At 61.1% G+C, this 22,419-nt stretch carries 16 protein-coding genes; all 16 read left to right on the top strand.

The annotated features are described in order from the left end of the window. The first annotated feature begins 257 nt into the window (after positions 1-257). The 16 genes from RTQ46_RS05065 (at position 258) to RTQ46_RS04990 (ending at position 22,001) form a co-directional block, all read left to right on the top strand. Positions 258-2,084 carry an ABC transporter substrate-binding protein gene (locus RTQ46_RS05065; protein WP_312435003.1) on the top strand — a complete coding sequence of 609 codons (1,827 nt, stop codon included), beginning with the start codon at positions 258-260 and terminating at the stop codon, positions 2,082-2,084. A gap of 28 nt (positions 2,085-2,112) precedes the next feature. Next, positions 2,113-3,051, top strand: coding sequence for an ABC transporter permease (locus tag RTQ46_RS05060; RefSeq protein ID WP_094445700.1), 939 nt, complete (start codon positions 2,113-2,115; stop codon positions 3,049-3,051). A gap of 9 nt (positions 3,052-3,060) precedes the next feature. After that, positions 3,061-4,173, top strand: a complete 1,113-nt coding sequence (locus tag RTQ46_RS05055) for an ABC transporter permease (RefSeq protein ID WP_312435000.1) — start codon at positions 3,061-3,063, stop codon at positions 4,171-4,173. Positions 4,174-4,181: 8 nt separating this feature from the next. Next, positions 4,182-5,873, top strand: a complete 1,692-nt coding sequence (locus RTQ46_RS05050) for an ABC transporter ATP-binding protein (protein WP_312434998.1) — start codon at positions 4,182-4,184, stop codon at positions 5,871-5,873. Between the two features lie 26 nt (positions 5,874-5,899). Then, positions 5,900-6,862 (top strand): VTT domain-containing protein, encoded by a 963-nt coding sequence (locus tag RTQ46_RS05045; protein WP_312434997.1) that lies wholly within the window; start codon positions 5,900-5,902, stop codon positions 6,860-6,862. Positions 6,863-7,214: 352 nt separating this feature from the next. Next, entirely contained in the window at positions 7,215-8,231 is a 1,017-nt protein-coding gene (locus RTQ46_RS05040) for a glucokinase (RefSeq protein ID WP_312434995.1), read from the top strand. A gap of 391 nt (positions 8,232-8,622) precedes the next feature. After that, positions 8,623-9,411 carry an SMC-Scp complex subunit ScpB gene (gene scpB / locus RTQ46_RS05035; protein ID WP_312434994.1) on the top strand — a complete coding sequence of 263 codons (789 nt, stop codon included), beginning with the start codon at positions 8,623-8,625 and terminating at the stop codon, positions 9,409-9,411. Beyond that, positions 9,404-11,524 carry a 23S rRNA pseudouridine(2605) synthase RluB gene (gene rluB, locus RTQ46_RS05030; RefSeq protein ID WP_312434992.1) on the top strand — a complete coding sequence of 707 codons (2,121 nt, stop codon included), beginning with the start codon at positions 9,404-9,406 and terminating at the stop codon, positions 11,522-11,524. The genes scpB and rluB overlap by 8 nt, the downstream gene beginning before the upstream one ends. Before the next feature lie 345 nt (positions 11,525-11,869). Further along, a complete protein-coding gene (gene rimP / locus RTQ46_RS05025; RefSeq protein WP_065307322.1) occupies positions 11,870-12,358 on the top strand; it encodes a ribosome maturation factor RimP in 489 nt (162 codons plus the stop codon). Further along, positions 12,355-13,920: a transcription termination factor NusA gene (gene nusA / locus RTQ46_RS05020; RefSeq protein WP_312434990.1), complete on the top strand. Its 1,566-nt coding sequence runs from the start codon at positions 12,355-12,357 to the stop codon at positions 13,918-13,920. The genes rimP and nusA overlap by 4 nt, the downstream gene beginning before the upstream one ends. Before the next feature lie 46 nt (positions 13,921-13,966). Beyond that, on the top strand, positions 13,967-16,828 hold the full coding sequence (gene infB, locus RTQ46_RS05015; RefSeq protein WP_312434989.1) for a translation initiation factor IF-2: 2,862 nt from the start codon (positions 13,967-13,969) through the stop codon (positions 16,826-16,828). 113 nt (positions 16,829-16,941) lie between these two features. After that, positions 16,942-17,364: a 30S ribosome-binding factor RbfA gene (gene rbfA / locus RTQ46_RS05010; protein WP_312434988.1), complete on the top strand. Its 423-nt coding sequence runs from the start codon at positions 16,942-16,944 to the stop codon at positions 17,362-17,364. Positions 17,365-17,432: 68 nt separating this feature from the next. After that, positions 17,433-18,302 carry a tRNA pseudouridine(55) synthase TruB gene (gene truB, locus RTQ46_RS05005; protein WP_409518298.1) on the top strand — a complete coding sequence of 290 codons (870 nt, stop codon included), beginning with the start codon at positions 17,433-17,435 and terminating at the stop codon, positions 18,300-18,302. Positions 18,303-18,576: 274 nt separating this feature from the next. Beyond that, the gene (gene typA / locus RTQ46_RS05000) at positions 18,577-20,409 is read left to right on the top strand and encodes a translational GTPase TypA (RefSeq protein WP_312434986.1); all 1,833 of its coding nucleotides are present in this window, start codon (positions 18,577-18,579) and stop codon (positions 20,407-20,409) included. 120 nt (positions 20,410-20,529) lie between these two features. Next, entirely contained in the window at positions 20,530-21,528 is a 999-nt protein-coding gene (gene dusA, locus RTQ46_RS04995; RefSeq protein ID WP_312434984.1) for a tRNA dihydrouridine(20/20a) synthase DusA, read from the top strand. Then, a complete protein-coding gene (locus RTQ46_RS04990; RefSeq protein WP_312434982.1) occupies positions 21,528-22,001 on the top strand; it encodes a hypothetical protein in 474 nt (157 codons plus the stop codon). Before dusA ends, RTQ46_RS04990 begins: the two co-directional genes overlap by 1 nt. Positions 22,002-22,419 lie beyond the last annotated feature (418 nt).

Below are 22,419 nucleotides of genomic sequence, written 5' to 3'. Positions count from 1 at the left end.
TGTTGCACTGCCGCATATTTAACAAATGCCGCCCTGCCGATCCGCGTCGCTGGTGACGCCGCTACGGCTTTTTGCCTGGCCGGCGCAATATGCGTTATCGTTACGCGTTTTCCGGCAGGCAAATTCGTCGGCTGCGCGGAGGCAAAACAAGGCACAGATCTTGCGTAAGTGGAGAAGTTTTGGCGGCTGCATCCTGTATCCCAGGCTGGGCCAGTACAAACGCACCAATACGGTGCGACAGACATGAAGGGTATTACATGAAGTCACCTTGGATGCGGCGTTTGGCGCTGCTCGCCTTGCTGGGTTGCTCGCCGCTGCTGGCCACTGCCGACGCCCCTGCCGCCAAGCCGGTCAAAACGCTGCGCTACATCCTGCCGGCCGCCGAAACGGGTTTCGATCCGGCCACCGCGCGCGATCTGTATTCGAACCACATCACGCAAGCCGTGTTCGACACCCTGTATACCTACGACTACCTGGCGCGTCCGGTCAAGGTGGTGCCGGCGGCAGCGGCCGCCATGCCGGAAGTGTCGAGCGACGGCAAGACCTATACCATCCGCCTGAAAAAAGGCATCTTGTACACGCCCGATGCCGCGTTCGGCGGCAAGCGCCGCGAACTGACGATGGCCGACTATGTGTACTCGTGGAAGCGCCTGTTCGATCCGCGCCTGGCCTCGCCGCACAGCTGGCTGTTCGAAGGCAAGGTGGTCGGCCTGGACGAGCTGGCGAAAGAAGCCGCCAAGTCGAACAAGCTCGATTACAACAAAAAAGTGGCAGGCCTGGAAATCCTCGATCCGTACACGCTGCGCATCACGCTGACCAAGACCGATTTCAATTTTCCGATGATCCTGGCCTATGTGCCGACCGCGGCCGTGGCGCGCGAAGTGGTGGAAAAGTATGGCGACGTGAAAGGCGAGGTCGGCTCGAACCCGGTCGGCACCGGCTATTACACGCTCGGCGAATGGACGCGCGGCAACCGTATCGTCCTCAACAAGAATCCGCAGCATCTGCCGGAAACCTGGAATTTCCTGGCCGGCGACGATCCGGACGACCAGCGCATCGTGCGCCAGATGCAGGGCAAGTCGATTCCTGCCATCGACCGCATCGAAGTGACCGTGATGATCGAAGACCAGTCGCGCTGGCTGTCGTTCCAGAGCGGCGGCACCGACGTGTTCTGGCTCGACGGCCCGCTGGCGCCGAAGGCCATGCTGAACGGAAAGCTGCGTCCCGAACTGGCCGAGAAGGGCGTGCAGCTGTCGCGCCTGCTCGATCCGGAGATCAGCTATTACTACTGGAATATGGAAGACCCGGTGCTGGGCGGCTTCAGCAAGGAAAAGATCGCGCTGCGCCGCGCGATTGCCATGGCACACAATATCGACGAAGAAATCCGCATTATCTGGAACGGCCAGGCCAAGCGCCTCGACTACCCGATCCCGCCGGGCGTGGTCGGCTACGATCCGCACTATAAAAGCCTGCTGCAATACGATCCCGTGCTGGCCAACAAGCTGCTCGACAAGTTCGGCTACAAAAAGGGCGCCGATGGCTGGCGTACCTTGCCGGACGGCAAACCGCTGGTGATCCGCTATGCTTCGCGCAATGAAGCCAACGGCGTGCTGCAGGCCGAGATGTGGCGCAAGACCTACAACTCGCTGGGCATCCGCATGGAAAACGACCGCATGATCTTTTCCGATATCTTGAAGACGGAAAAGCAGTGCAAGATGCAGACGCGCACTGCGCCGTGGCTGGCCGACTATCCGGACGGCGACAACTTCATGCAGCTGTTCTACGGCCCGAACACGCACCAGAACAACAATGGCTGCTACCAGGACCCGGACTACGACAAATGGTATGCGGCCAGCCAGGCCATGCCGGCCAGCCCCGAGCGCGACGAGCTGTACCATAAAATGGCGCGCCGCCTGGAAGTCAATGCGGGTGCCCTGATCGGTTACGCGCGCTACCGCAACATGCTGGCGCAGAAAACCGTGCTCGGCTACAAGAAGCATCCGATCCTGTTCCAGGAATGGGCGTATATGGATATCGACAGCAACAGCGCGCCAGTAGCTCCCGCTGCTGCCGCGGCCAAATAAGCGCGGCTTATAACAACAAGGAATCATTATGTTTGCTTATATCCTGCGCCGCCTGTGGCAGATGCTGCCGACCATGCTGGGCGTGGTGCTGCTGGTGTTTATATTGTTCAACTGGGTCGGCGGCGACCCGGCGTATATCCTGGCCGGCAAGATGTCGAGCGCCGAGAGCATCGCCAATATCCGCCGCCAGCTGGGCGTCGACCAGCCCTACTATGTGCAGCTGTGGATCTTCATCAAGCAGATCGTCACGTTCGATTTCGGCCAGAGCTGGGCCACCGGCGAGACCGTCTCGCATATCATCACTTCGCGCCTGGGCCCGTCGATGATGGTGCTGATTCCGCTGACCGTGCTGGAAACGTTTTTTGGCGTAGCGCTGGCGCTGGCGATCGCGTTTGTGCGCGGCTCGCTGACCGACCGCGCCGTGATGATCGCCTGCACGGTCGGCATGTCGATCTCCATCCTGGTCTACATCATCGTGTTCCAGTACGGTTTCGCCTACAAGCTGGGCCTGTTCCCGGTACAGGGCTGGGGCGACAGCTTCTGGGAAAACCTGCTGCGCTATTCGACCTTGCCAATTTTGATCGGCCTGGCCGTGTCGATCGCGCCGACGCTGCGCCTGTTCCGCACCTTCGTGCTCGACGAAGCGAACCAGGACTATGTGCGCACGGCGCGCGCCAAGGGCCTCAAGGAAGGGCGCATCATGTGGGTCCATGTGCTGCGCAACGCCGCCATTCCCATCATTACCTATGTGATGTCGAACCTGCCGGCGCTCTTGATCGGCGCTTTCCTGCTGGAACGCTTTTTCGGCATCCCCGGCATCGGGCGTGAAGTGATCCTGGCCGTCGAACGCAGCGACTTCCCGGTGATCAAGGCGATCACCGTGTACGTTGCCGCCGCCACCATGCTCTTCAACCTGCTCACCGACCTGATGTACCAGGCGGTCGATCCCCGTGTCCAACTGAAGTAGAAAGTGACGATGTCGAAACCTCATACATCGCCCGGCCTGTGGGCCCTGGCGTGGCGCCGTTTGCGCGGCGACAAAATTGCAATGGTATCGCTGGCCGTGGTCGGCGCGTTTTTCCTGCTGGTGCTCGCTTCCGCCAGCGGCCTGGTGGGCGCGAACTGGGAAGATGAAGTGGCGGTCAGCTATGCGCCGCCGACCTTTGCCGGCGCTGATCCGGTGGTGGCCGGGGTTGACGGCGCGATACCCGTGGCCGACGAGCGCAGCCTGCCGACACCGGTCAACGTGCTCGATCCTCTGGCCGACGATATTGCCGAACTGCGCGCCCAGATGGGGAGCAACCCCTCGGCCGGCGTCGAGATGTACGGCGTGACGGACCCGCTGGCCGACGACATCACGGCCTTGCGCGGCACGATGGGTAAAACGAAAAAAGTCATCGCCCACAAGGCGGCGACCCTGCCGTTTGGCGCCGACAAGTGGGGCCACGACGTGCTGCAGAAAACCATCAAGGGCGGCGAGACCTCGATCGTGGTGGGCCTGGTGGCGGCCTTGCTGGCGGTCGTGCTGGGCACTATCTTTGGCGCCGTCTCCGGCTACTTTGGCGGCCTGGTCGACGATTTCTTCAACTGGTTCTACAGCATCTTCACCTCGATTCCGTCGATCCTGATGATACTGACGGTGGCCGCCGTCTTGCAACAGAAGGGCGTGCTGACCATCGTGCTGATCCTGGGCCTGACGGGCTGGACCGGGCCGTACCGCCTGATCCGCGCCGAATACATCAAGCACAAGGCGCGCGAATACGTGATGGCGGCCGATGCGATCGGCGCCTCGCACTGGCGCAAGATGTTCTCGCATATCTTCCCCAACGTCAGCCACGTGGCGCTGGTGCAGATGTCGATCCTGGTGGTCGGCTTCATCAAGGCTGAAGTGATTTTGAGTTTCCTCGGCTTTGGCGTGCCGGTCGGCACCGTTTCGTGGGGCAGCATGCTGAACGAAGCACAGAACGAACTGATCCTGGGCAAATGGTGGCAGCTGACCGCCGCCGCCGCGGCGATGGCCGTGCTGGTAACGGCGTTCTCGCTGTTTACCGATGCCTTGCGCGATGCGCTCGACCCCAAAGTGAAATAGGAGTGCCCATGGACCAGAATAACCTGTTGGAAGTGCGCGACCTGCGCGTCACCTTCCGTCTCGACAAGAAGACCACGTTCGAAGCCGTCAAGGGCATCTCGTTCAACGTGCCGCGCAACAGCACGGTGGCGCTGGTGGGCGAATCGGGCAGCGGCAAGTCGGTCAGCTCGCTGGCCGTGATGGGCCTGCTGCCGCCCGACAACACGATCATCGATGCGCAATCGGGCATCTTCTTTGGCGGACGCGACCTGTTGAAACTGTCGATCGCCGAGCGGCGCAATATGTGCGGCAAGGATATCTCGATGATCTTCCAGGAGCCGATGTCGTCGCTGAACCCGGTGTTTACGGTCGGCTTCCAGATCGCCGAAGTGCTGCGCCAGCACATGGGCATGAACCGCAAGCAGGCGCGGGCGCGCACGCTCGAATTGCTCGATGAAGTTGGCATACCCGACCCCGCCAGCAAGATCGATGCGTATCCGAGCCAGATGTCGGGCGGCCAGCAGCAGCGCGTGATGATCGCCATGGCGATCGCCTGCGAACCGAAACTGCTGATCGCCGACGAGCCGACCACGGCGCTCGACGTGACGATCCAGAAGCAGATCATGGACCTGATCGCCGCGCTGCAGAAGAAACACCAGATGTCGGTGCTGTTCATTACCCACGACCTGGGCCTGGTGGGCGAGATCGCCGACCATGTGATCGTCATGCGCCACGGCGAAGTGCGCGAAACGGGCGAAGTGCGCCAGGTATTCGAGGCGCCCAGCGACGCCTACACCAAGGCGCTGCTGCATTGCCGCCCGTCGCTGGACGAGCGTCCATGGCGCTTGCCCGTGATTGCCGACTATATGGAAGGCAAGGCCGGCCCCGGTGTGGAAATCAAACAACGCTCGCGCGGTTATACGCCAGGCGACGAGCCGGTGCTGGTGGTCAAGAATCTGAGCAAGAGTTTCTATATGCGCGAAGGCCTGTTCGGCAAGCGCGAGTTCCAGGCCGTCAAGGATGTATCGTTCACGCTGCCGCGCGGCAAGACGCTGGGCGTGGTAGGCGAATCGGGTTCCGGCAAGACCACGGTGGGATTGACGCTGTTGCGGCTGCACCAGGCCACCGGCGGCACGGCCATGTTCCATGGCAAGGACCTGATCGCCATGCCGAACAAGGAATATTTGCCCTATAAACGCCGCATCCAGATCATCTTCCAGAATCCGTATGCGTCGCTCAATCCGCGCTTTACGGTGGGGCAGATTCTCCTGGAGCCGATGCGCATCCACAAGATCGGCGCGAACGACCAGGAACGCATCGCCAAGGCCTACTGGCTGCTGGACAAGGTCGGCTTGCCGGAACAGGCGTTTCACCGCTATCCGCACGAGTTCTCGGGCGGCCAGCGCCAGCGCATCGCAATTGCGCGCTGCCTGACCATGCAGCCGGAAATCCTGGTGTGCGACGAATCGGTGTCGGCGCTGGACGTGTCGGTGCAGGCGCAGGTGCTGAACCTGCTGCAGGACTTGCAGGATGAATTCGGCCTCAGTTATATCTTTATCTCGCACGATCTGTCGGTGGTGAAATATATTGCCGACCAGGTGATGGTGATGCATCAGGGCAAAGTGGTGGAACTGGCGGATTCCGACGAGCTGTACCGCAATCCGGTCCATCCTTATACGCGTACTTTACTGAGTGCCATACCAAGAGGTGTGCAAAATTGATGCGGCTTTTGCGGTAAGATAGCGTCATGCCCAACCTTATCTTCCTGCTCGAACATTACGGTATCCTGATCGTCTTCGGTATCGTGCTGGTGGAGCAGCTCGGCCTGCCGATTCCCGCCTTTCCCATCCTGGTGGTGGCGGGCGCGCTGTCGGTCGATGGCGACATGAATGGCGCGCTGGTGCTGGCGGCGGCCCTGACCGCCTGCCTGATCAGCGACCTGACCTGGTTCAAGGCCGGCCGCTTTTTCGGCAAGCGCATCCTGCGCCTGCTGTGCCGTATTTCCCTGTCTCCCGATTACTGCGTCAGCCAGACCGAAGACAAGTTCAAGCGCTGGGGTCCGAAAGCGCTGATCGTGTCCAAATTCGTGCCCGGCTTTAATACCATCGCCGCGCCGATGTCGGGCGCCATGGGCACGCCGGCCACTCGTTTCTTCCTGTATGCAGGACTCGGCGGCTTGCTGTGGTGTAGCACCGGCATCCTGGTCGGCGTGGTGTTTCACGCCAGCGTCGAGCGCGTGCTGGACCTGCTCAGCACCATGGGCAGCACGGCGCTGCTGATCCTGGCGACCTTGCTCGGCATGTTCCTGCTGTATAAATACCTGGAGCGCCGCCGCTTCCGCCAGGCGCTGCAGGTCGAACGCATCACGATCGGCCAGTTGCTCGACCTGATCGAGCAGGGCGCAGAGCCGCTGATGGTCGACGCGCGCAGCGCCACCGCGCAGGCGCTGGAACCCGCCGTGCCGGGCGCCCTGTTTTTCAATGGCAAGGAACCGGTGCCGGCCCTGATCGGGCTGGACAAGGACCGCCATATCATCGTCTATTGCAGCTGCCCCAATGATGTAACGGCTGCGCAAGTGGCCAAGCTGCTCAATGAGCACGGCTTCCACCGCGCCAGGCCGCTGCATGGCGGCCTCGACGCGTGGAACGCCGTCTACCGCTCCGACGAACCGGCGCCGGCCGGCCTGCTGAACGAAGGCCTGGCTTCCTGAACTGGCGTTGAAAAACGGTAGTAATAATACGAAAACCGTCTCAAACGGTCCGTTGCCAGGCATGCGGGCGGGCAGATACACGTCTGTCTGCGGCCTTGCTGGAAACATGGCTTGCTGCCTGCAATAACACCATAGCGTGCTGCTGTGCAGCATGGTTTGCTGGCATAGCCTGAGTGCAAGCGCTCACCTTGTTTTGATGCTATGAGGTAATTATTGCCGGAGTTTCCTTGTTTGGAGTGGAACTACCAACAAATGCGCCTTTTGATGTACTTAAACTACAAACTTTGCTTGCCTCGAAGCTCATTCATCCTTTAAGCTTGGCGTCCCACGCGTCCCACTTATACTTACAATCATGAGCGCACCTATTCCCGCATTGCCTGATTCCGCCTACGCCGATGGCCCGCGCCTGCTGGCCGATGTCGGCGGTACCAACGCCCGTTTTGCCCTGGAAGTGGCCGCCGGCCAGATCGGCCAGGTGGAAGTGCTGCCCTGTGCCGACTACCCGAGCCTGTCCGCCGCACTGAAAGCCTACCTGGCCCTGCCGCAGATCGTCGCGGCCGGTGGCCAGGCCGTGCGCCATGCCGTGATCGCCATCGCCAATCCGGTGTCGGGCGACTTCCTCAGCATGACCAACCATCACTGGTCGTTCTCGATCCGCGCCATGCGCGAAGAGTGCGGTTTCACGACGCTGGACGTGGTCAACGATTTCACGGCGCTGGCGCGCGCCGTGCCGATGCTCTCCAGCAGCGAAAAGCACCAGGTGGGCGCCGGCACGGCCAAGCCGAACACGGCAATCGGCCTGATCGGTGCCGGCACGGGCCTGGGCGTCTCGGGCCTGATTCCATCGCATGGCGGCTGGATCGCGCTGCAAAGCGAAGGCGGCCATGTCAACTTTGCCCCGTTCAATGAACTGGAAGTGGCGATCCTGCAGTTTGCCTGGCGCGAATTCGAACACGTGTCGGCCGAGCGCCTCATTTCCGGCGATGGCCTGGAACTGATCTACCGCGCGCTGGCCGACCGTGCCGGCGTGCCCGACGAACAGCTGCCGGCGGCCGAAATCACGCGCCGCGCGCTGGCTGGCGAATCGCAGCTGTGCGACGACGTGATCGAAACCTTCTGCTGCATGCTCGGTACCGTGGCGGCCAACGTGGCCGTGACCCTGGGGGCGCTGGGCGGCATCTATATCGGCGGCGGCATCGTGCCGCGCCTGGGCGCACGCTTCGACCGTTCCGGCTTCCGCGCCCGTTTCGAGCGCAAGGGCCGCTTCGCCAATTATGTGTCGCAAGTGCCCACTTTCGTGATCACCGCCAAATACCCGGCCTTCCTGGGCACCTCCGCCATCCTGGCCGAGAAACTGTCGGCGCCCTGAGGCGAAGCCGTCTGTAGTATTTACGCCGGGCAAAATGCTGTTTTGCCCGGTTTTGCGCTTTTCCGCTTTTTATCAGGTACAATTGGCAGCGTTGGATGAAACGACGACTGTCTCACCCGCCGGCGCCCAGCGCTGCAACAGGTGGAGCAGCTGCTCCGGAGAATCGTTTCATTGCTGGTTATTTAAGGCCAGCGCCATGGATCGCAGGATTTTTTCATCGCATCCGCAAGACTCCCGCTTTGCGCGCTTAGGCCAAGGCGTCGGAAAAACAGCCTCAACTTGTAACCCAGCATGACATCGTCAGCGATGCCTGCCATCTGTTACGTTGAAATGAACGTTTTGATTTCTTTCTCTGCATACGAATTGCAATACACATCCGCACAGAATTGCTATGAACACCATTGAGGCCAAAAAAGTCCTCGAAACCGCGTTGCTGTGCGCACGTGAGTCGCTGACGATCCACAGCCTGAAAAAGCTGTTTGTCGATGCCGACGAGAATGGCCGCGTACGCGGTGTCGGCGTGGGCGCCGATACGATCAAGCAGTTGCTGGAAGAATTGCGGCAGGAATGGGAAGGGCGCGGCATCGAAGTGGTCAGCCTGGCGTCGGGCTGGCGGTTCCAGAGCCGCCCTGAAATGAAGATGTACCTCGATCGCCTGACCCCCGAGCGGCCGCCCAAGTATTCGCGGGCGACGCTCGAAACGCTGGCCATCATCGCTTACCGCCAGCCCGTCACGCGCGGCGATATCGAAGAGATACGCGGCGTGGCCGTCAATTCCCAGACGATCAAGATGCTGGAAGACCGCGGCTGGGTCGATGCGATCGGCTACCGCGACGTGGTCGGCCGGCCGGCCTTGCTGGCCACCACCAGACAGTTTTTGGACGACCTGGGTTTGAGCTCGCTGTCCCAGTTGCCGCCATTGCAGCAAATCAGCGAAATGCAGGGCAACGGGCTCGAAGCCCTGGAAGCGGCCCTGCAGGAAAATTTTGACAAAGCAACCAATGACGTTGCAGTACCGCTTGGTGCAGGTAGCAGTACGGCTGTGACAGTAGTGACAGCAAGCCCTGATGCCGGCCCCGATGTTTCGCCTACGGACGAAGCCTATACTCACGACCCTGCGCCAGAACTAACGGCTGACGCTGCGCCAGGTCAGCACAGCCAAGAAACGAACAATGAATAATCCGAATACACCCGAGACAGTTACCACCGGCGACGACGCCATCGTTGCCAAGCCCAAGCGCCGCACCAAGGCTCAGATCGAAGCCGCTGCCGCTGCCGCCGCAACACCAGCTGCTGCACCTGCCGTAGATGCCGCACCAGTTGCCGCCAAGCCAAAACGCCGCACCAAGGCCGATATCGCCGCCGATGCCGCTGTCGCTGCTGCGCCAGCCGCCGATAGTGCCGACGCTGCGCCAGCCGTGAAAAAGCCGCGTGCCAAGGCTGCGCCGAAAGCACCGGCCGACGCTGCCGTCGCCGATACCGCTGCCGAGGCGCCTGCCGCACCGGCGCCGCGTCCGCCACGCGCCCGCGCCGCCGCCAAGGCCGCCGCTGTTGAAGCCGAAGCCGCTCCGGCAGCTGTCGCGGAAAAAACCGAAGAAGCCCGTACTACCCGCGGTCCGCGCCAGATGCGTGGCGTGCAGGCCGAGCGCGCGCTGCGCCAGCCGCCGCGCCAGAAGGCCGACAAAGCTGAAAAAGCTGACGCCGCGCCACAGGAAGCGGCGGCAGAAGCGGCCGCCCCGGTCGCCGACGTGTTCGACGCCGAAGGCAATCTGGTCTCGGCTGCGCCGCAAGTGCGCCAGCCGCGCGGCGCGCGCAACGATCTGCCGGGTACCGGCAAGAATGCCGGCAAGAGCCGCAAAAAGGGCAAGGGCCGCCAGGCCGCGCCAGGCAAACTGAATGAAGCCGATGCGATCTTCTCGTTCGTCACCTCCGACGCGTTCGACAGCGAAGAGGGCGGCGCCGGCCGCGTGCAGAAAACCGCCGTGCGCCGCGACCTGACCTCCGACGACGATGCGCCGAAGCTGCACAAGGTGCTGGCCGAAGCCGGTCTCGGTTCGCGCCGCGACATGGAAGACCTGATCATTTCGGGCCGCGTGTCCGTCAACGGCGAGCCGGCCCATATCGGCCAGCGCATTTTGCCGTCGGACCACGTCCGCATCAACGGCAAGCTGATCCAGCGCCGCGTCAGCAAGAAGCCGCCGCGCGTATTGGTTTACCACAAGCCGGCCGGCGAAATCGTCAGCCACAACGACCCGGATGGCCGTCCTTCCGTGTTCGACCGTCTGCCGACCATGAAGGCTGGCAAATGGCTGGCCGTTGGCCGCCTCGACTTCAATACCGAAGGCCTGCTGCTGTTTACGACTTCCGGTGACCTGGCCAACCGCCTGATGCACCCGCGCTACGGCATCGACCGCGAGTACGCCGTGCGTACCCTGGGCGAGCTGGAAGAAGGCATGCGCCAGAAACTGCTGGCCGGCGTCGAACTCGAAGACGGCCTGGCGCAGTTCTCGAAGATTGCCGATGGCGGCGGCGAAGGCATCAACAAGTGGTACCGCGTGGTGATCGGCGAAGGCCGTAACCGCGAAGTGCGCCGCATGTTCGAGGCGATCGGCCTGACCGTTTCGCGCCTGATCCGTACCCGCTACGGCGCGATGACCTTGCCAAGCGGCCTGAAGCGCGGTCGCTGGGAAGAGATGGATGAAAACACCGTGCGCGACCTGCTGGCCGCCTACGGCATCGAAAAGAAAATGCCGGCCTCCGGTGATCCGCGTGCCGCTGGCGCCGCCAAGGGCCGCGAAGCCCGCAAGACCGACCGCAAGGAACGCGATGACGAGCCGAACGGCAACCGTATCGACGTCAGCAACCGCAACGCCGATCCGTTCCCGGTCGCGCCGCGCCGTGGCCAGCCGGCCGGCCAGTTCGCCCGTCCGCAAGGCCAGGGCCGTCCAGGCGGCATGGGTCGTCCCGGCGAAGCGCGCGGTCCTGGCCGTGGCCAGCCGCAAGGTCCGTTCCAGGGCGGCCAGCCGCGTTCGTCGGCTTCGTTCGAAGGTGCGCCGCAAGGCCGTGCTCCGCGCGTGGCCGGCCAGGGTGGCCAGGGCCGTCCGGGCGGCGAAGGCCGTGCACCGCAGCGCGGTCCACGCCAGCCCGATCCGCTGCAAACGACGTTTGGTTTTGCCAATACTGGCCCGCGCCGCACGGGCGGTGGCGGCGGTGGTGTTGGCCAGGTGCGTTCCGGTGGCCAGCCGCGCGGCGGCATGGATGGCATGCCGCGCCGCCGTAGCAACAAGGGCTGAGAAGAGCCTTTCTTGTAGCGCAAACCGGGGTATGGCCCCGGCTGCGCAGCCTCTTGTAACTGTTGTAAGTCGGGCCTGCGCGCACGTGCGGCATTGCGGCGAAGTTAATAAGAGGTTATAATCTGCAGCCTAATAAAAGTTCTCCGCAGGGTTGTTCGGTAGAGAGTGCTTTCATCTGGTTGGGGAAATACAAGAAGATGGGCAGATGCCCATTTTTTTTTTGTTGAACCGTTTGTAATGGCTCCGCGAGGGGCCATATATGATTGAATGCGTGTTTTTTTGCATGTGCCGGGTGCCAGATTGGCGCCGCCATGCCGGAAACGGGCCTTATTTCTGGAGAATTTCTTGCAGCAGTTGGGATTAATTGAAAAGACAGTCACAGGTCTGGGCTACGAGCTCGTTGATGTCGAACGTGCCGAGCGCGGAATGCTGCGCGTCTTTATTGATTTCAGCGCCGCTGATGCCGCTGAAAAAGGTCCGATCACGGTCGAAGACTGTGCCACGGTCAGTCACCAGTTATCGCATGTGTTGACGGTGGAGAACGTTCCTTACGAACGCCTCGAGATTTCTTCCCCGGGCCTGGACCGGCCGGTGCGCAAGCTGGAAGACTTTGTCCGTTTCGCAGGCCAGGAAATCATCGTCAAGCTGCGCGAGGCGATGCCGGGTACGAACAACCGGAAATCGTTCCAGGGGATCTTGCAAGAACCCGTGGGCGAGAATTTGTCGTTGGAATTCGAAGGTAAGGATGGTCCGGCGATGTTGGAGTTTACGCTCGCCGATGTGGATAAGGCACGCTTGGTGCCGCAGGTGGTTTTTAAGGGACGCAAAGCATGAGTCGCGAAGTTTTATTATTGGTAGACGCGCTGGCGCGCGAAAAAAACGTCGATAAAGATGTCGTCTTCGGCGCCCTCGAATTCGCTTTGGCGCAAGCCACGAAGAAACGATATGAGGGTGAAGTGGACATCCGCGTTTCGATCGATCGCGATTCGGGCGAATTTGAATCGTTCCGCCGCTGGCACGTGGTGCCTGATGAAGCCGGCCTGCAATTGCCGGATCAGGAGATCCTGCATTTCGAGGCGAAAGAACAGATCGCCGATATCGAAGTCGATGACCATATCGAAGAACCGATTGAGTCGGTCGAGTTCGGCCGCCGTTTCGCCCAGGACACCAAACAGGTGGTCCTGCAGCGCGTGCGTGACGCCGAGCGCGAACAGATCCTGGTCGACTTCCTGGAACGCGGCGACTCGCTCGTGACCGGCACCATCAAGCGCATGGAGCGCGGCGATGCAATCGTCGAGTCCGGCAAGATCGAAGCACGCCTGCCACGCGACCAGATGATCCCGAAAGAGAATCTGCGTATCGGCGACCGCGTGCGTGCCTTCATCCTGCGTATCGACCGCAACATGCGCGGCCCGCAAGTGATCCTGTCGCGCACCGCGCCGGAATTCATCATGAAGCTGTTCGAGCTGGAAGTGCCGGAAATCGAACAAGGCATGCTGGAAATTAAATCGGCTGCCCGCGATGCCGGCGTGCGCGCCAAGATCGCCGTCTACACGGCCGACAAGCGCATCGACCCGATCGGTACCTGCGTCGGCATGCGCGGTTCGCGCGTGCAGGCCGTGACCGGTGAACTCGGTGGCGAGCGCGTCGATATCGTGTTGTGGTCGGAAGATCCGGCGCAGTTCGTGATCGGCGCCCTGGCGCCGGCGAACGTGTCGTCGATCATGGTCGACGAAGAAAAACACGCGATGGACGTGGTCGTCGACGAAGAAAACCTGGCCATCGCGATCGGCCGTTCGGGCCAGAACGTGCGCCTGGCCGCCGACCTGACCGGTTGGAAGATCAACATCATGACGGCCGAAGAATCGGCCGACAAAGCTGCCCAGGAAACGGCTGCCGTGCGCATCCTGTTCATGGAAAAGCTCGATGTCGATCAAGAAGTTGCAGACATTCTGGTGGAAGAAGGTTTCGCCAGTCTGGAAGAAATCGCTTACGTGCCGATCTCCGAGATGCTGGAAATCGAATCGTTTGACGAAGATACCGTCAATGAACTCCGTACCCGTGCGCGTGATGCGCTGGTTACCGAAGCGATCGCTTCGGAAGAGGGTCTGGAAGGCATGGACGAAGCCTTGGTGGGTCTGGAAGGCATGGACCGCGTCACCGCTGGCAAGCTGGGTCTGGCTGGTATCAAGACTGTTGAAGCATTTGCAGCACTGGCATACGACGAATTTGGCGCAATCCTGGCCTTGTCTGCGGACCGTGCGCGTGAACTGATTACAAGTGAATTTAAAGATGTGACCGACGATGAGATGAAGTTGGTTGACTCGAAATACGACGATCGTGCCAAGGCGCTGCAAGCCAAGGCATGGAGTCAGGCTGAATCCGCAAAGGCTTAATTTGAGTATCTTTATCATCTCCGCGACACATAGAAAAGAGGACTGAATGGCGAGTAACAACGTAGCCCAATTTGCCACCGAACTGAAGATGCCTGCAGATTTGCTGCTGACGCAGCTGCGTTCTGCCGGCGTCGAGAAAAGTTCGACGTCAGATCCATTGTCGAAAGATGATAAGGACAAGCTTTTGGATCATCTGCGCCGCACCCATGGCGCAGCGGCTGACACAGAAAAGAAAAAAATCACCGTGACCCGCAAGGAAACGACTGAAATCAAGCAAGCCGATGCAACCGGCAAGTCGCGCACCATCCAGGTGGAAGTGCGCAAGAAACGCACCTTCGTCCAGCGCGACGAAGCGGCGCCGGTCGCCACGCCTGAACCGGTCGCACCTGCCGCGCCGGTAATCGATCCCGCCGAAGTGGCGCGCCGCGAAGAAGATGCCCGCAAACAGGCAGAACTGATCGCACGCCAGGAAGCCGATCTGCGTGAAAAACAGGAACGTCTGGCCAAGCTCGACGCGGAAAAAGAAGCCCAGGCGAAAGCCACGCAACAGGCTGAGCTGACCGCCAAGAAAGAAGCCGAAGCAGAAGCGAAGAAAGCCGCCGCCAAGGCTGCTGCGGCGCCTGCCGCCAGCGCCGCGGCGCCGGTCGCCGACGATGCTGCCGCGGAAGCGAAAAAAGCTGCCGCCGCTGAAGAAGCGAAGAAAAAAGCTGCCGCCGTTGCGCAAGCTGCCAAGGAAGCGGCTGAAAAAGCCGAAGCCACCGAACGCGCCCGCAAGGCCGTGGCGGACGAGGTCGCCCAGATCAAGGCCATGATGAACGCGCCGCGCCGCGCCATCAAGGCGCCTGAGCCAGTCCCGGTTCCGGTCAAGCCGAAGGCACCGGAAGGCACGCTGCACAAGCCGGCCGACAAGAAACCTGGCGACAAGCCGGGCGACAAGAAGCCTGCCGTGGCAGACAAGAAATCGATCAAGTCGGCCAATGTGTCGTCCACCTGGTCCGATGATGCGAAAAAACGCGGCACCACCGGTGGTCCCAAGCCACGCGGCAACAGCGGCCCATCGGGTCGTGACAGCTGGCGTGGTGGCGCGAAGGGCCGTCGCCCGACGCACCATGACGACCGCGAATCGAATTTCCAGGCGCCGACCGAAGCCGTCGTCAAGGATGTGCACGTTCCGGAAACCATCACGGTGGCCGAACTGGCCCACAAGATGTCGGTCAAGGCCTCCGAAGTCATCAAGCATTTGATGAAACTGGGCCAGATGTGCACCATCAATCAGGTGCTGGACCAGGAAACGGCCATGATTCTGGTCGAAGAAATGGGCCACAAGGCGTTTGCCGCCGAACTGGACGATCCGGAAGCACTGCTGGCCGATGTGGGCGAACACGCGCACTTCGAAACCAAGCCGCGCGCACCGGTGGTCACCGTCATGGGTCACGTCGACCATGGTAAAACTTCGTTGCTGGACTACATCCGCCGCGCCAAGGTGGCGTCGGGCGAAGCTGGTGGCATTACGCAGCATATCGGCGCTTACCACGTCGATACGCCTCGCGGCATGATCACCTTCCTCGACACCCCGGGTCACGAAGCGTTTACCGCGATGCGTGCACGTGGCGCCAAGGCAACCGACATCGTGATTCTGGTGGTTGCCGCCGACGATGGCGTGATGCCGCAAACGAAAGAAGCGATTGCCCACGCGAAAGCAGCTGGCGTACCGCTGGTGGTGGCGATCAACAAGGTCGACAAACCGGGTGGCAACGTTGACCGCGTGACGCAGGAACTGGTTGCCGAACAGGTGGTGCCGGAAGAATACGGTGGCGAATCGCCATTCGTGCCGGTCTCGGCCAAAACGGGCCAGGGTATCGACGATCTGCTGGAACAAGTATTGCTGCAGGCCGAAGTACTGGAACTGACGGCGCCTGTCGATGCACCGGCCCGTGGCCTGGTGGTCGAAGCCCGTCTGGACAAGGGTCGTGGCCCGGTCGCAACGATCCTGGTGCAATCGGGTACCTTGCGCCGTGGCGACGTGATCCTGGCTGGTTCTTCGTATGGCCGCGTACGCGCCATGCTGGACGAAAACGGCAAGGCGATTGCCGAAGCCGGTCCATCGATCCCGGTCGAGATCCAGGGCCTGACCGAAGTACCGGTCGCTGGTGAAGAAGTGGTCGTGATGGCCGACGAGCGCAAGGCGCGTGAAATTGGTCTGTTCCGTCAAGGTAAGTTCCGCGACGTGAAACTGGCCAAGCAGCAAGCTGCGAAACTGGAAAACATGTTCGACCAGATGGCCGAAGGCGAAGTGAAAAACTTGCCACTGATCATCAAAACCGACGTGCAGGGTTCGCAAGAAGCACTGGTGGGTTCGTTGCAGAAACTGTCGACCTCCGAAGTGCGCGTACAAGTGGTCCACGCGGCAGTTGGCGGCATCACGGAATCGGACGTCAACCTGGCAGTTGCCTCGAAAGCGGTCATCATCGGCTTTAACGCCCGTGCTGATGCCCAGGCACGCAAGCTGGCCGAGTCGAACGGCGTGGACATTCGCTACTACAACATCATTTACGACGCGATCGACGAGATCCGTTCGGCGTTGTCGGGCATGTTGGCACCAGAGAAACGCGAAACGGTCATCGGCCAGGTCGAGATCCGCCAGGTTATCCTGGTCTCGAAAGTCGGCGCGATTGCCGGTTGCCTGGTGACCGATGGCGTCGTCAAGCGTGCTTCGTCGGTCCGCCTGTTGCGCAACAACATCGTGGTGTGGAGTGGCGAGATCGAGTCCCTGAAACGCTTCAAGGACGACGCGAAAGAAGTACGCGCCGGTCTGGAGTGCGGCCTGTCGCTGAAGAACTACAACGACATCCAGGTTGGCGACACCCTGGAAGTGTTCGAAGTTCAGGAAATCGCTCGTACCCTGTAATCACAGCAAGAACAGCGCGGACATATCGATGTCCGCGCAAAACACGTGGGGCGCATTGGTCAGCGGGCAACCGTTTGACCCATGCGCCCTGCGGCACTTAGGACACCATACTCATGGCCAAACATAGCAAAACCATGCCGGCGCGCGGCTTGCGCGTGGCAGACCAGATCCAGCGCGATCTGGCCGAAATCATCGCCTACGAACTGAAAGACCCGCGCGTGGGCACGATGATCACCGTCACCGAAGTGCAGATCACGCCCGACTACGCGCATGCCAAGGTGTTTTTCACGATGTTGAAAGACAGCAAGGAAGCCATCAAGAACACCACCGAAGGCCTGATGGCCGCATCCGGCTTTATCCGTGGCCTGCTGGGCAAGCGCCTGCATATCCACACGCTGCCGATGCTGCACTTCGTGCACGACAGCTCGACTTCGCGCGGCATGGAAATGTCGCTCCTGATCGACAAGGCCAACGCCACGCGCGCGGCCGATGCCGAACCGGACGAAAAGCCGGAAGATAAAGCAGGCGAGCAATAAACGTGGCGGGACCGAAACGACCGCCCGGCATCAAGCGCGTGCGCGACCTGGTCGACGGCGTACTGCTGATGGACAAGCCCGTCGGCTGGTCCAGCAACGACGCGCTGATCAAGTCCAAGCGCGTGCTGAACGCGAAGAAAGCGGGCCATACCGGCACGCTCGATCCGTTCGCCACCGGCCTGCTGCCGCTGTGTTTTGGCGAGGCCACCAAGTTTTCGCAGGACCTGCTCGAAGCCGACAAGACCTATGAAACGCTGGTGCACCTGGGCGTGTCGACCGATACGGGCGACACCGAGGGCGCCGTGCTGGAAACGCGCGAGGTGAACGTCACGCCGGAGCAGATCGAAGCCGTGCTGGCGCAGTTCCGCGGGCCCATCCTGCAGACGCCGCCGATGTATTCGGCCTTGAAGCGCGACGGCAAGCCGCTGTATGAATATGCGCGCGCCGGCATTACGCTCGAGCGCGAAGCGCGTCCGGTGACCATCCACAAGCTGGAGTTCCTCGGCTACGAAGCGCCGTTTTTGAAATTGTCCGTGATGTGCAGCAAGGGCACGTATATCCGCGTGCTGGGCGAAGACATCGGCAACGCCCTCGGTTGCGGCGCGCACCTGAATGCCTTGCGCCGCACCCAGGTGGGCGACCTGACCCTGGACGGCGTGATCACGCTCGACGAGCTGACCGCGCATGCCGAACCGTTGAGCCTGCTCGCGCCGGTGGACGCCTTGCTGTCGAGTTTTCCCGCGGTGCAGCTGACCGAAGAGCTGGCCAAGCGCTTCCTGCATGGCCAGCGCATTGCGCTCGGCAAGGAAGACGTCGCCGTGCCAGCCGAACCGGGCAGGGTGCGCGTGTATCACGACACCAGGCTGCTGGGCACCGGCCAGTTGCAGGAATACAGCATCCTGGCGCCCGAGCGCCTGATCGCCACAGTATCGGCGTAGGTCGGATTAGCGCGCAGCGCGTAATCCGACAACACCGACGGCGTCAACAATATTGTCGGATTACGGCCCTGCGGCCTCGGCGGCCCCACCTAATCCGGCCTACGATCCCGTGTTGCATTTTTTACCCAACCAATCCTGAAGCCTGGTCCCGCCATCAATTTTAAATAGCGCCGCAACGCAACATGCTATACTACGCGGTTCCAGTTTCAGCCAGTACCGAAACGCTACGTACACCCCGTACGCACCCTGCAGTTTTTCAGCAAATATAACGACCATGTCTACTACAAAACGCGCAATTCGTAATATCGCCATTATCGCCCACGTTGACCACGGCAAAACCACGCTGGTGGATCAGCTGCTGCGTCAGTCCGGCACCTTCCGTGAAAACCAAGCGGTCGACACCCGGGTCATGGACTCGAACGACCTGGAAAAGGAGCGCGGCATTACGATTCTGTCGAAGAACTGCGCTGTTGAGTACGAAGGCACCCACATCAATATCGTCGACACCCCAGGCCACGCCGACTTCGGCGGCGAAGTGGAACGTGTTCTGTCGATGGTTGACTCCGTCCTGCTGCTGATCGATGCACAGGAAGGCCCGATGCCGCAAACCCGTTTCGTCACGCGCAAGGCGCTGGCACTGGGTCTGAAGCCTATCGTTATCGTCAACAAGATCGACCGTCCAGGCGCACGTCCGGACTGGGCCATCAACCAGACGTTCGAACTGTTCGACAAACTGGGCGCAACCGACGAACAACTCGATTTCCCTATCGTCTACGCTTCGGGCCTGAACGGCTACGCCGGCCTGACCGAAGATGTGCGCAGCGGCGACATGAAGCCGATGTTCGACGCCATCCTGGAACACGTGCCAGTGCGTGACGACAATCCGGAAGGCCCGCTGCAGATGCAGATCACCTCGCTGGACTACTCGTCGTACGTCGGCAAGATCGGCATTGGCCGCGTCAACCGCGGTACCGTCAAGGTCGGCCAGGACGTGCTGGTCATCAATGGTCCAGGCGCCACGCCAATCAAGGGCCGCATCAACCAGGTGCTGAACTTCAAGGGCCTGGAGCGCGTGCTGGTGGACGAAGCGGTTGCCGGCGACATCTGCCTGATCAACGGTATCGACGAAATCGGCATCGGTTCGACTTTGTGCGCACTCGATACGCCAGAAGCGCTGCCGATGCTGACCGTCGACGAGCCAACCCTGACCATGAACTTCATGGTCAACAACTCGCCACTGGCTGGCCGCGAAGGCAAGTTCGTGACCTCGCGCCAGCTGCGTGACCGTCTGGAAAAAGAACTGAAAGCCAACGTTGCGCTGCGCGTTGCACCAACCGACGACGACACGATCTTCGAAGTATCGGGCCGCGGCGAGCTGCACCTGACGATTCTGATCGAAAACATGCGTCGCGAAGGCTTCGAGCTGGCCGTGTCGCGTCCGCGCGTGGTGTTCAAAATGGTCGATGGCGTGCGCCACGAGCCGTTTGAAAACCTGTCGGTTGACGTTGAAGAAGCCAACCAGGGCGGCGTGATGGAAGAACTGGGCCGCCGTCGTGGCGACCTGCAGAACATGGAATCGGATGGCAAGGGCCGCGTGCGTCTCGAGTACCTGATCCCGGCGCGTGGCCTGATCGGCTTCCAGGGCGAATTCATGACCCTGACCCGCGGCACCGGCCTGATGAGCCACGTGTTCCACGAATACGCACCGGTCGACAACACCCGTGGCGAAATGGCTGGCCGTCGCAACGGCGTGCTGATCTCGCAGGATGACGGCGCTGCCGTTGCCTACGCGATCTGGAAACTGCAAGACCGCGGCCGCATGTTCGTGTCGCACAATGACCCGGTCTACGAAGGCATGGTCATCGGCATCCACTCGCGCGACAACGATCTGGTCGTCAACCCGATCAAGGGCAAGCAGCTGACCAACGTGCGTTCGTCGGGTACCGACGAAGCGGTACGCCTGGTGCCGCCAATTCAGATGTCGCTGGAATACGCGGTCGAATTCATCGAGGACGACGAACTGGTCGAAATCACCCCGAAATCGATCCGCCTGCGCAAGCGCTTCCTGAAAGAGCACGAGCGTAAAAAAGCGTCGCGTGACGCGTAATATGTAGTGCAAGCATGGCCGCTTGGCCATGCTGCTTCCAAACCCGCTGCGCCGCATGACACTAACCGGTGATGCGCGCAGCGGGTTTGTCATTTGCAGCCCCTGTTTTTCATAGACACCATGACTTCCTCTACTTTGCCTTCCCGCCGCCTGTCCGTTGCCCCGATGATGGACTGGACCGACCGCCACTGCCGCAAGTTCCACCGCGAAATCACGCGCCACACCTGGCTCTACACGGAGATGGTGACCACCGGCGCGCTGGTATATGGCGACGTCGAGCGCCATCTGCGCTTCAACGAGGAAGAGCATCCGGTCGCGCTGCAGCTGGGGGGCAGCGATCCGAAGGACCTGGCGACCAGCGCGAAGCTGGGCCAGCAGTGGGGCTATGACGAGATCAACCTGAACTGCGGCTGCCCGTCCGAGCGCGTGCAGAAGGGCGCCTTCGGCGCCTGCCTGATGGCCGAGCCGCAACTGGTGGCCGACTGCGTGAAAGCCATGCGCGACGTGGTCGATATCGATGTCACCGTCAAGCACCGTATCGGCATCGACGACAGCGAGTCGTACGACTTCGTGCGCGATTTTGTCGGCACCGTGGCCGAGGCCGGCTGCAAGACGTTTATCGTGCATGCGCGCAATGCCATCCTGAAAGGCCTGAGCCCAAAGGAAAACCGCGAAGTGCCGCCGCTGAAATACGAATATGCGTACCAGCTCAAGCGCGACTTTCCCCAGTTCGAATTCCTGATCAACGGTGGCATCAAGACGCTCGATGAAATCGACCTGCACCTGCAGCACCTCGATGGCGTGATGCTGGGCCGCGAGGCGTATCACAATCCGTATCTGATGGCGCAGTTCGACCAGCGCTATTACGGTGACGATACGCAAGTGAAAACGCGCGAGCAGGTGCTCGAAGCGATGATTCCTTATATTACTGCGCAGCTGGCGAAGGAAGACCGCATGAAACTGAACAGCATCACGCGCCATATGCTGGGCCTGATGCAGAACCTGCCCGGCGCGCGCGGTTTTCGCCAGACCCTGTCGGATTCGAAAAAGCTCGCTTCCGGCGATCCGCGCCTGCTGCTTGAAGCGGCCGCGCGCCTGTCGCCTGCCGTGCTGGCCTGATGAACGGCAGCCGTCATGGCGATCCGCGCGGCAATGCGCGCCAGCTGGACGGCTATCTGCAGGCCATCGGCGCGCTGAAAGATGACGGCACTGCACTGAGCTGTTCCTATCTGGGGGCGATGGCGCCGCAGGCAGCCTTGCCGGCCGTATGCGCGGCCCTGTCGCTGTCGCCCGCCGGCTTGTCGCTGCCGCCCTTGCACACGGTGGCATGCAGCGGCGCCGCCTGCACGCCGCGCCAGTGGCTGCTGGAACGGCTGCGTCCGATGACTGACACGGACCGCCAGCCGCTCGATCCTCGCCTGTTCGACGGCTTCGAGCGCGAACTGCTGGAGATGTTCGGCACCGCGCCGCACTGGTATCGGCTGATGTCCGATGGGCGCAGCCTGGCGATGCAGCTGGGCGCCATCTGGAGCGTATATGTATTCGGCGCAGGCCATCACGCGTATTTGTTGCATTGCAGCTGGGACAGCTGAATCCTCGTCCAGAGCGCGATTTTTCCGCCCTTCAATGCCATTCCGGCAGCTTTGCTTTTCCCATATTCCCTGCCATTTTGTGGTGAAAATGCGCCCATTTGCATGGCATCGCATCTTGACAATGCGCATTTTTGGCACATCGTTGCACAGTCATGGGGCATTTCTGCTGAGCAAGAGACGGTGTTGTTGTCATTTCCCCGAAGAAAGTTAATCTGCAACTTATCCGGGCAGTTAATGCTTGCTTAGAGGCAAAATTTACACCTATAATTGATTATAGACAAATATTTCTCATGCGAATTTTATGTGTCATAGTGGAATTAATTGTGACAAAAAGATAAATGTGAGCGACAAATTTGCATGCGCAGTCACTGTCTCATCACAGGGGCTGCCAGGAGCAGGAGCAACCCGTGCTGCGCGC

The sequence above is a fragment of the Janthinobacterium sp. genome (assembly GCF_031995485.1).
GTDB lineage: Bacteria > Pseudomonadota > Gammaproteobacteria > Burkholderiales > Burkholderiaceae_D > Janthinobacterium.
The sequence above is the reverse complement of the archived record's forward strand: the minus strand, read 5'-3'. Positions and strand labels throughout refer to the sequence as shown.

Excerpts from the sequence above, each read along its gene's own strand:
- RTQ46_RS05065 (WP_312435003.1), top strand. The coding sequence starts at position 258 with ATGAAGTCACCTTGGATGCGGCGTTTGGCGCTGCTCGCCTTGCTGGGT.
- RTQ46_RS05060 (WP_094445700.1), top strand. The coding sequence starts at position 2,113 with ATGTTTGCTTATATCCTGCGCCGCCTGTGGCAGATGCTGCCGACCATG.
- RTQ46_RS05055 (WP_312435000.1), top strand. The coding sequence starts at position 3,061 with ATGTCGAAACCTCATACATCGCCCGGCCTGTGGGCCCTGGCGTGGCGC.
- RTQ46_RS05050 (WP_312434998.1), top strand. The coding sequence starts at position 4,182 with ATGGACCAGAATAACCTGTTGGAAGTGCGCGACCTGCGCGTCACCTTC.
- RTQ46_RS05045 (WP_312434997.1), top strand. The coding sequence starts at position 5,900 with ATGCCCAACCTTATCTTCCTGCTCGAACATTACGGTATCCTGATCGTC.
- RTQ46_RS05040 (WP_312434995.1), top strand. The coding sequence starts at position 7,215 with ATGAGCGCACCTATTCCCGCATTGCCTGATTCCGCCTACGCCGATGGC.
- scpB (WP_312434994.1), top strand. The coding sequence starts at position 8,623 with ATGAACACCATTGAGGCCAAAAAAGTCCTCGAAACCGCGTTGCTGTGC.
- rluB (WP_312434992.1), top strand. The coding sequence starts at position 9,404 with ATGAATAATCCGAATACACCCGAGACAGTTACCACCGGCGACGACGCC.
- nusA (WP_312434990.1), top strand. The coding sequence starts at position 12,355 with ATGAGTCGCGAAGTTTTATTATTGGTAGACGCGCTGGCGCGCGAAAAA.
- infB (WP_312434989.1), top strand. The coding sequence starts at position 13,967 with ATGGCGAGTAACAACGTAGCCCAATTTGCCACCGAACTGAAGATGCCT.
- rbfA (WP_312434988.1), top strand. The coding sequence starts at position 16,942 with ATGGCCAAACATAGCAAAACCATGCCGGCGCGCGGCTTGCGCGTGGCA.
- truB (WP_409518298.1), top strand. The coding sequence starts at position 17,433 with ATGGACAAGCCCGTCGGCTGGTCCAGCAACGACGCGCTGATCAAGTCC.
- typA (WP_312434986.1), top strand. The coding sequence starts at position 18,577 with ATGTCTACTACAAAACGCGCAATTCGTAATATCGCCATTATCGCCCAC.
- dusA (WP_312434984.1), top strand. The coding sequence starts at position 20,530 with ATGACTTCCTCTACTTTGCCTTCCCGCCGCCTGTCCGTTGCCCCGATG.
- RTQ46_RS04990 (WP_312434982.1), top strand. The coding sequence starts at position 21,528 with ATGAACGGCAGCCGTCATGGCGATCCGCGCGGCAATGCGCGCCAGCTG.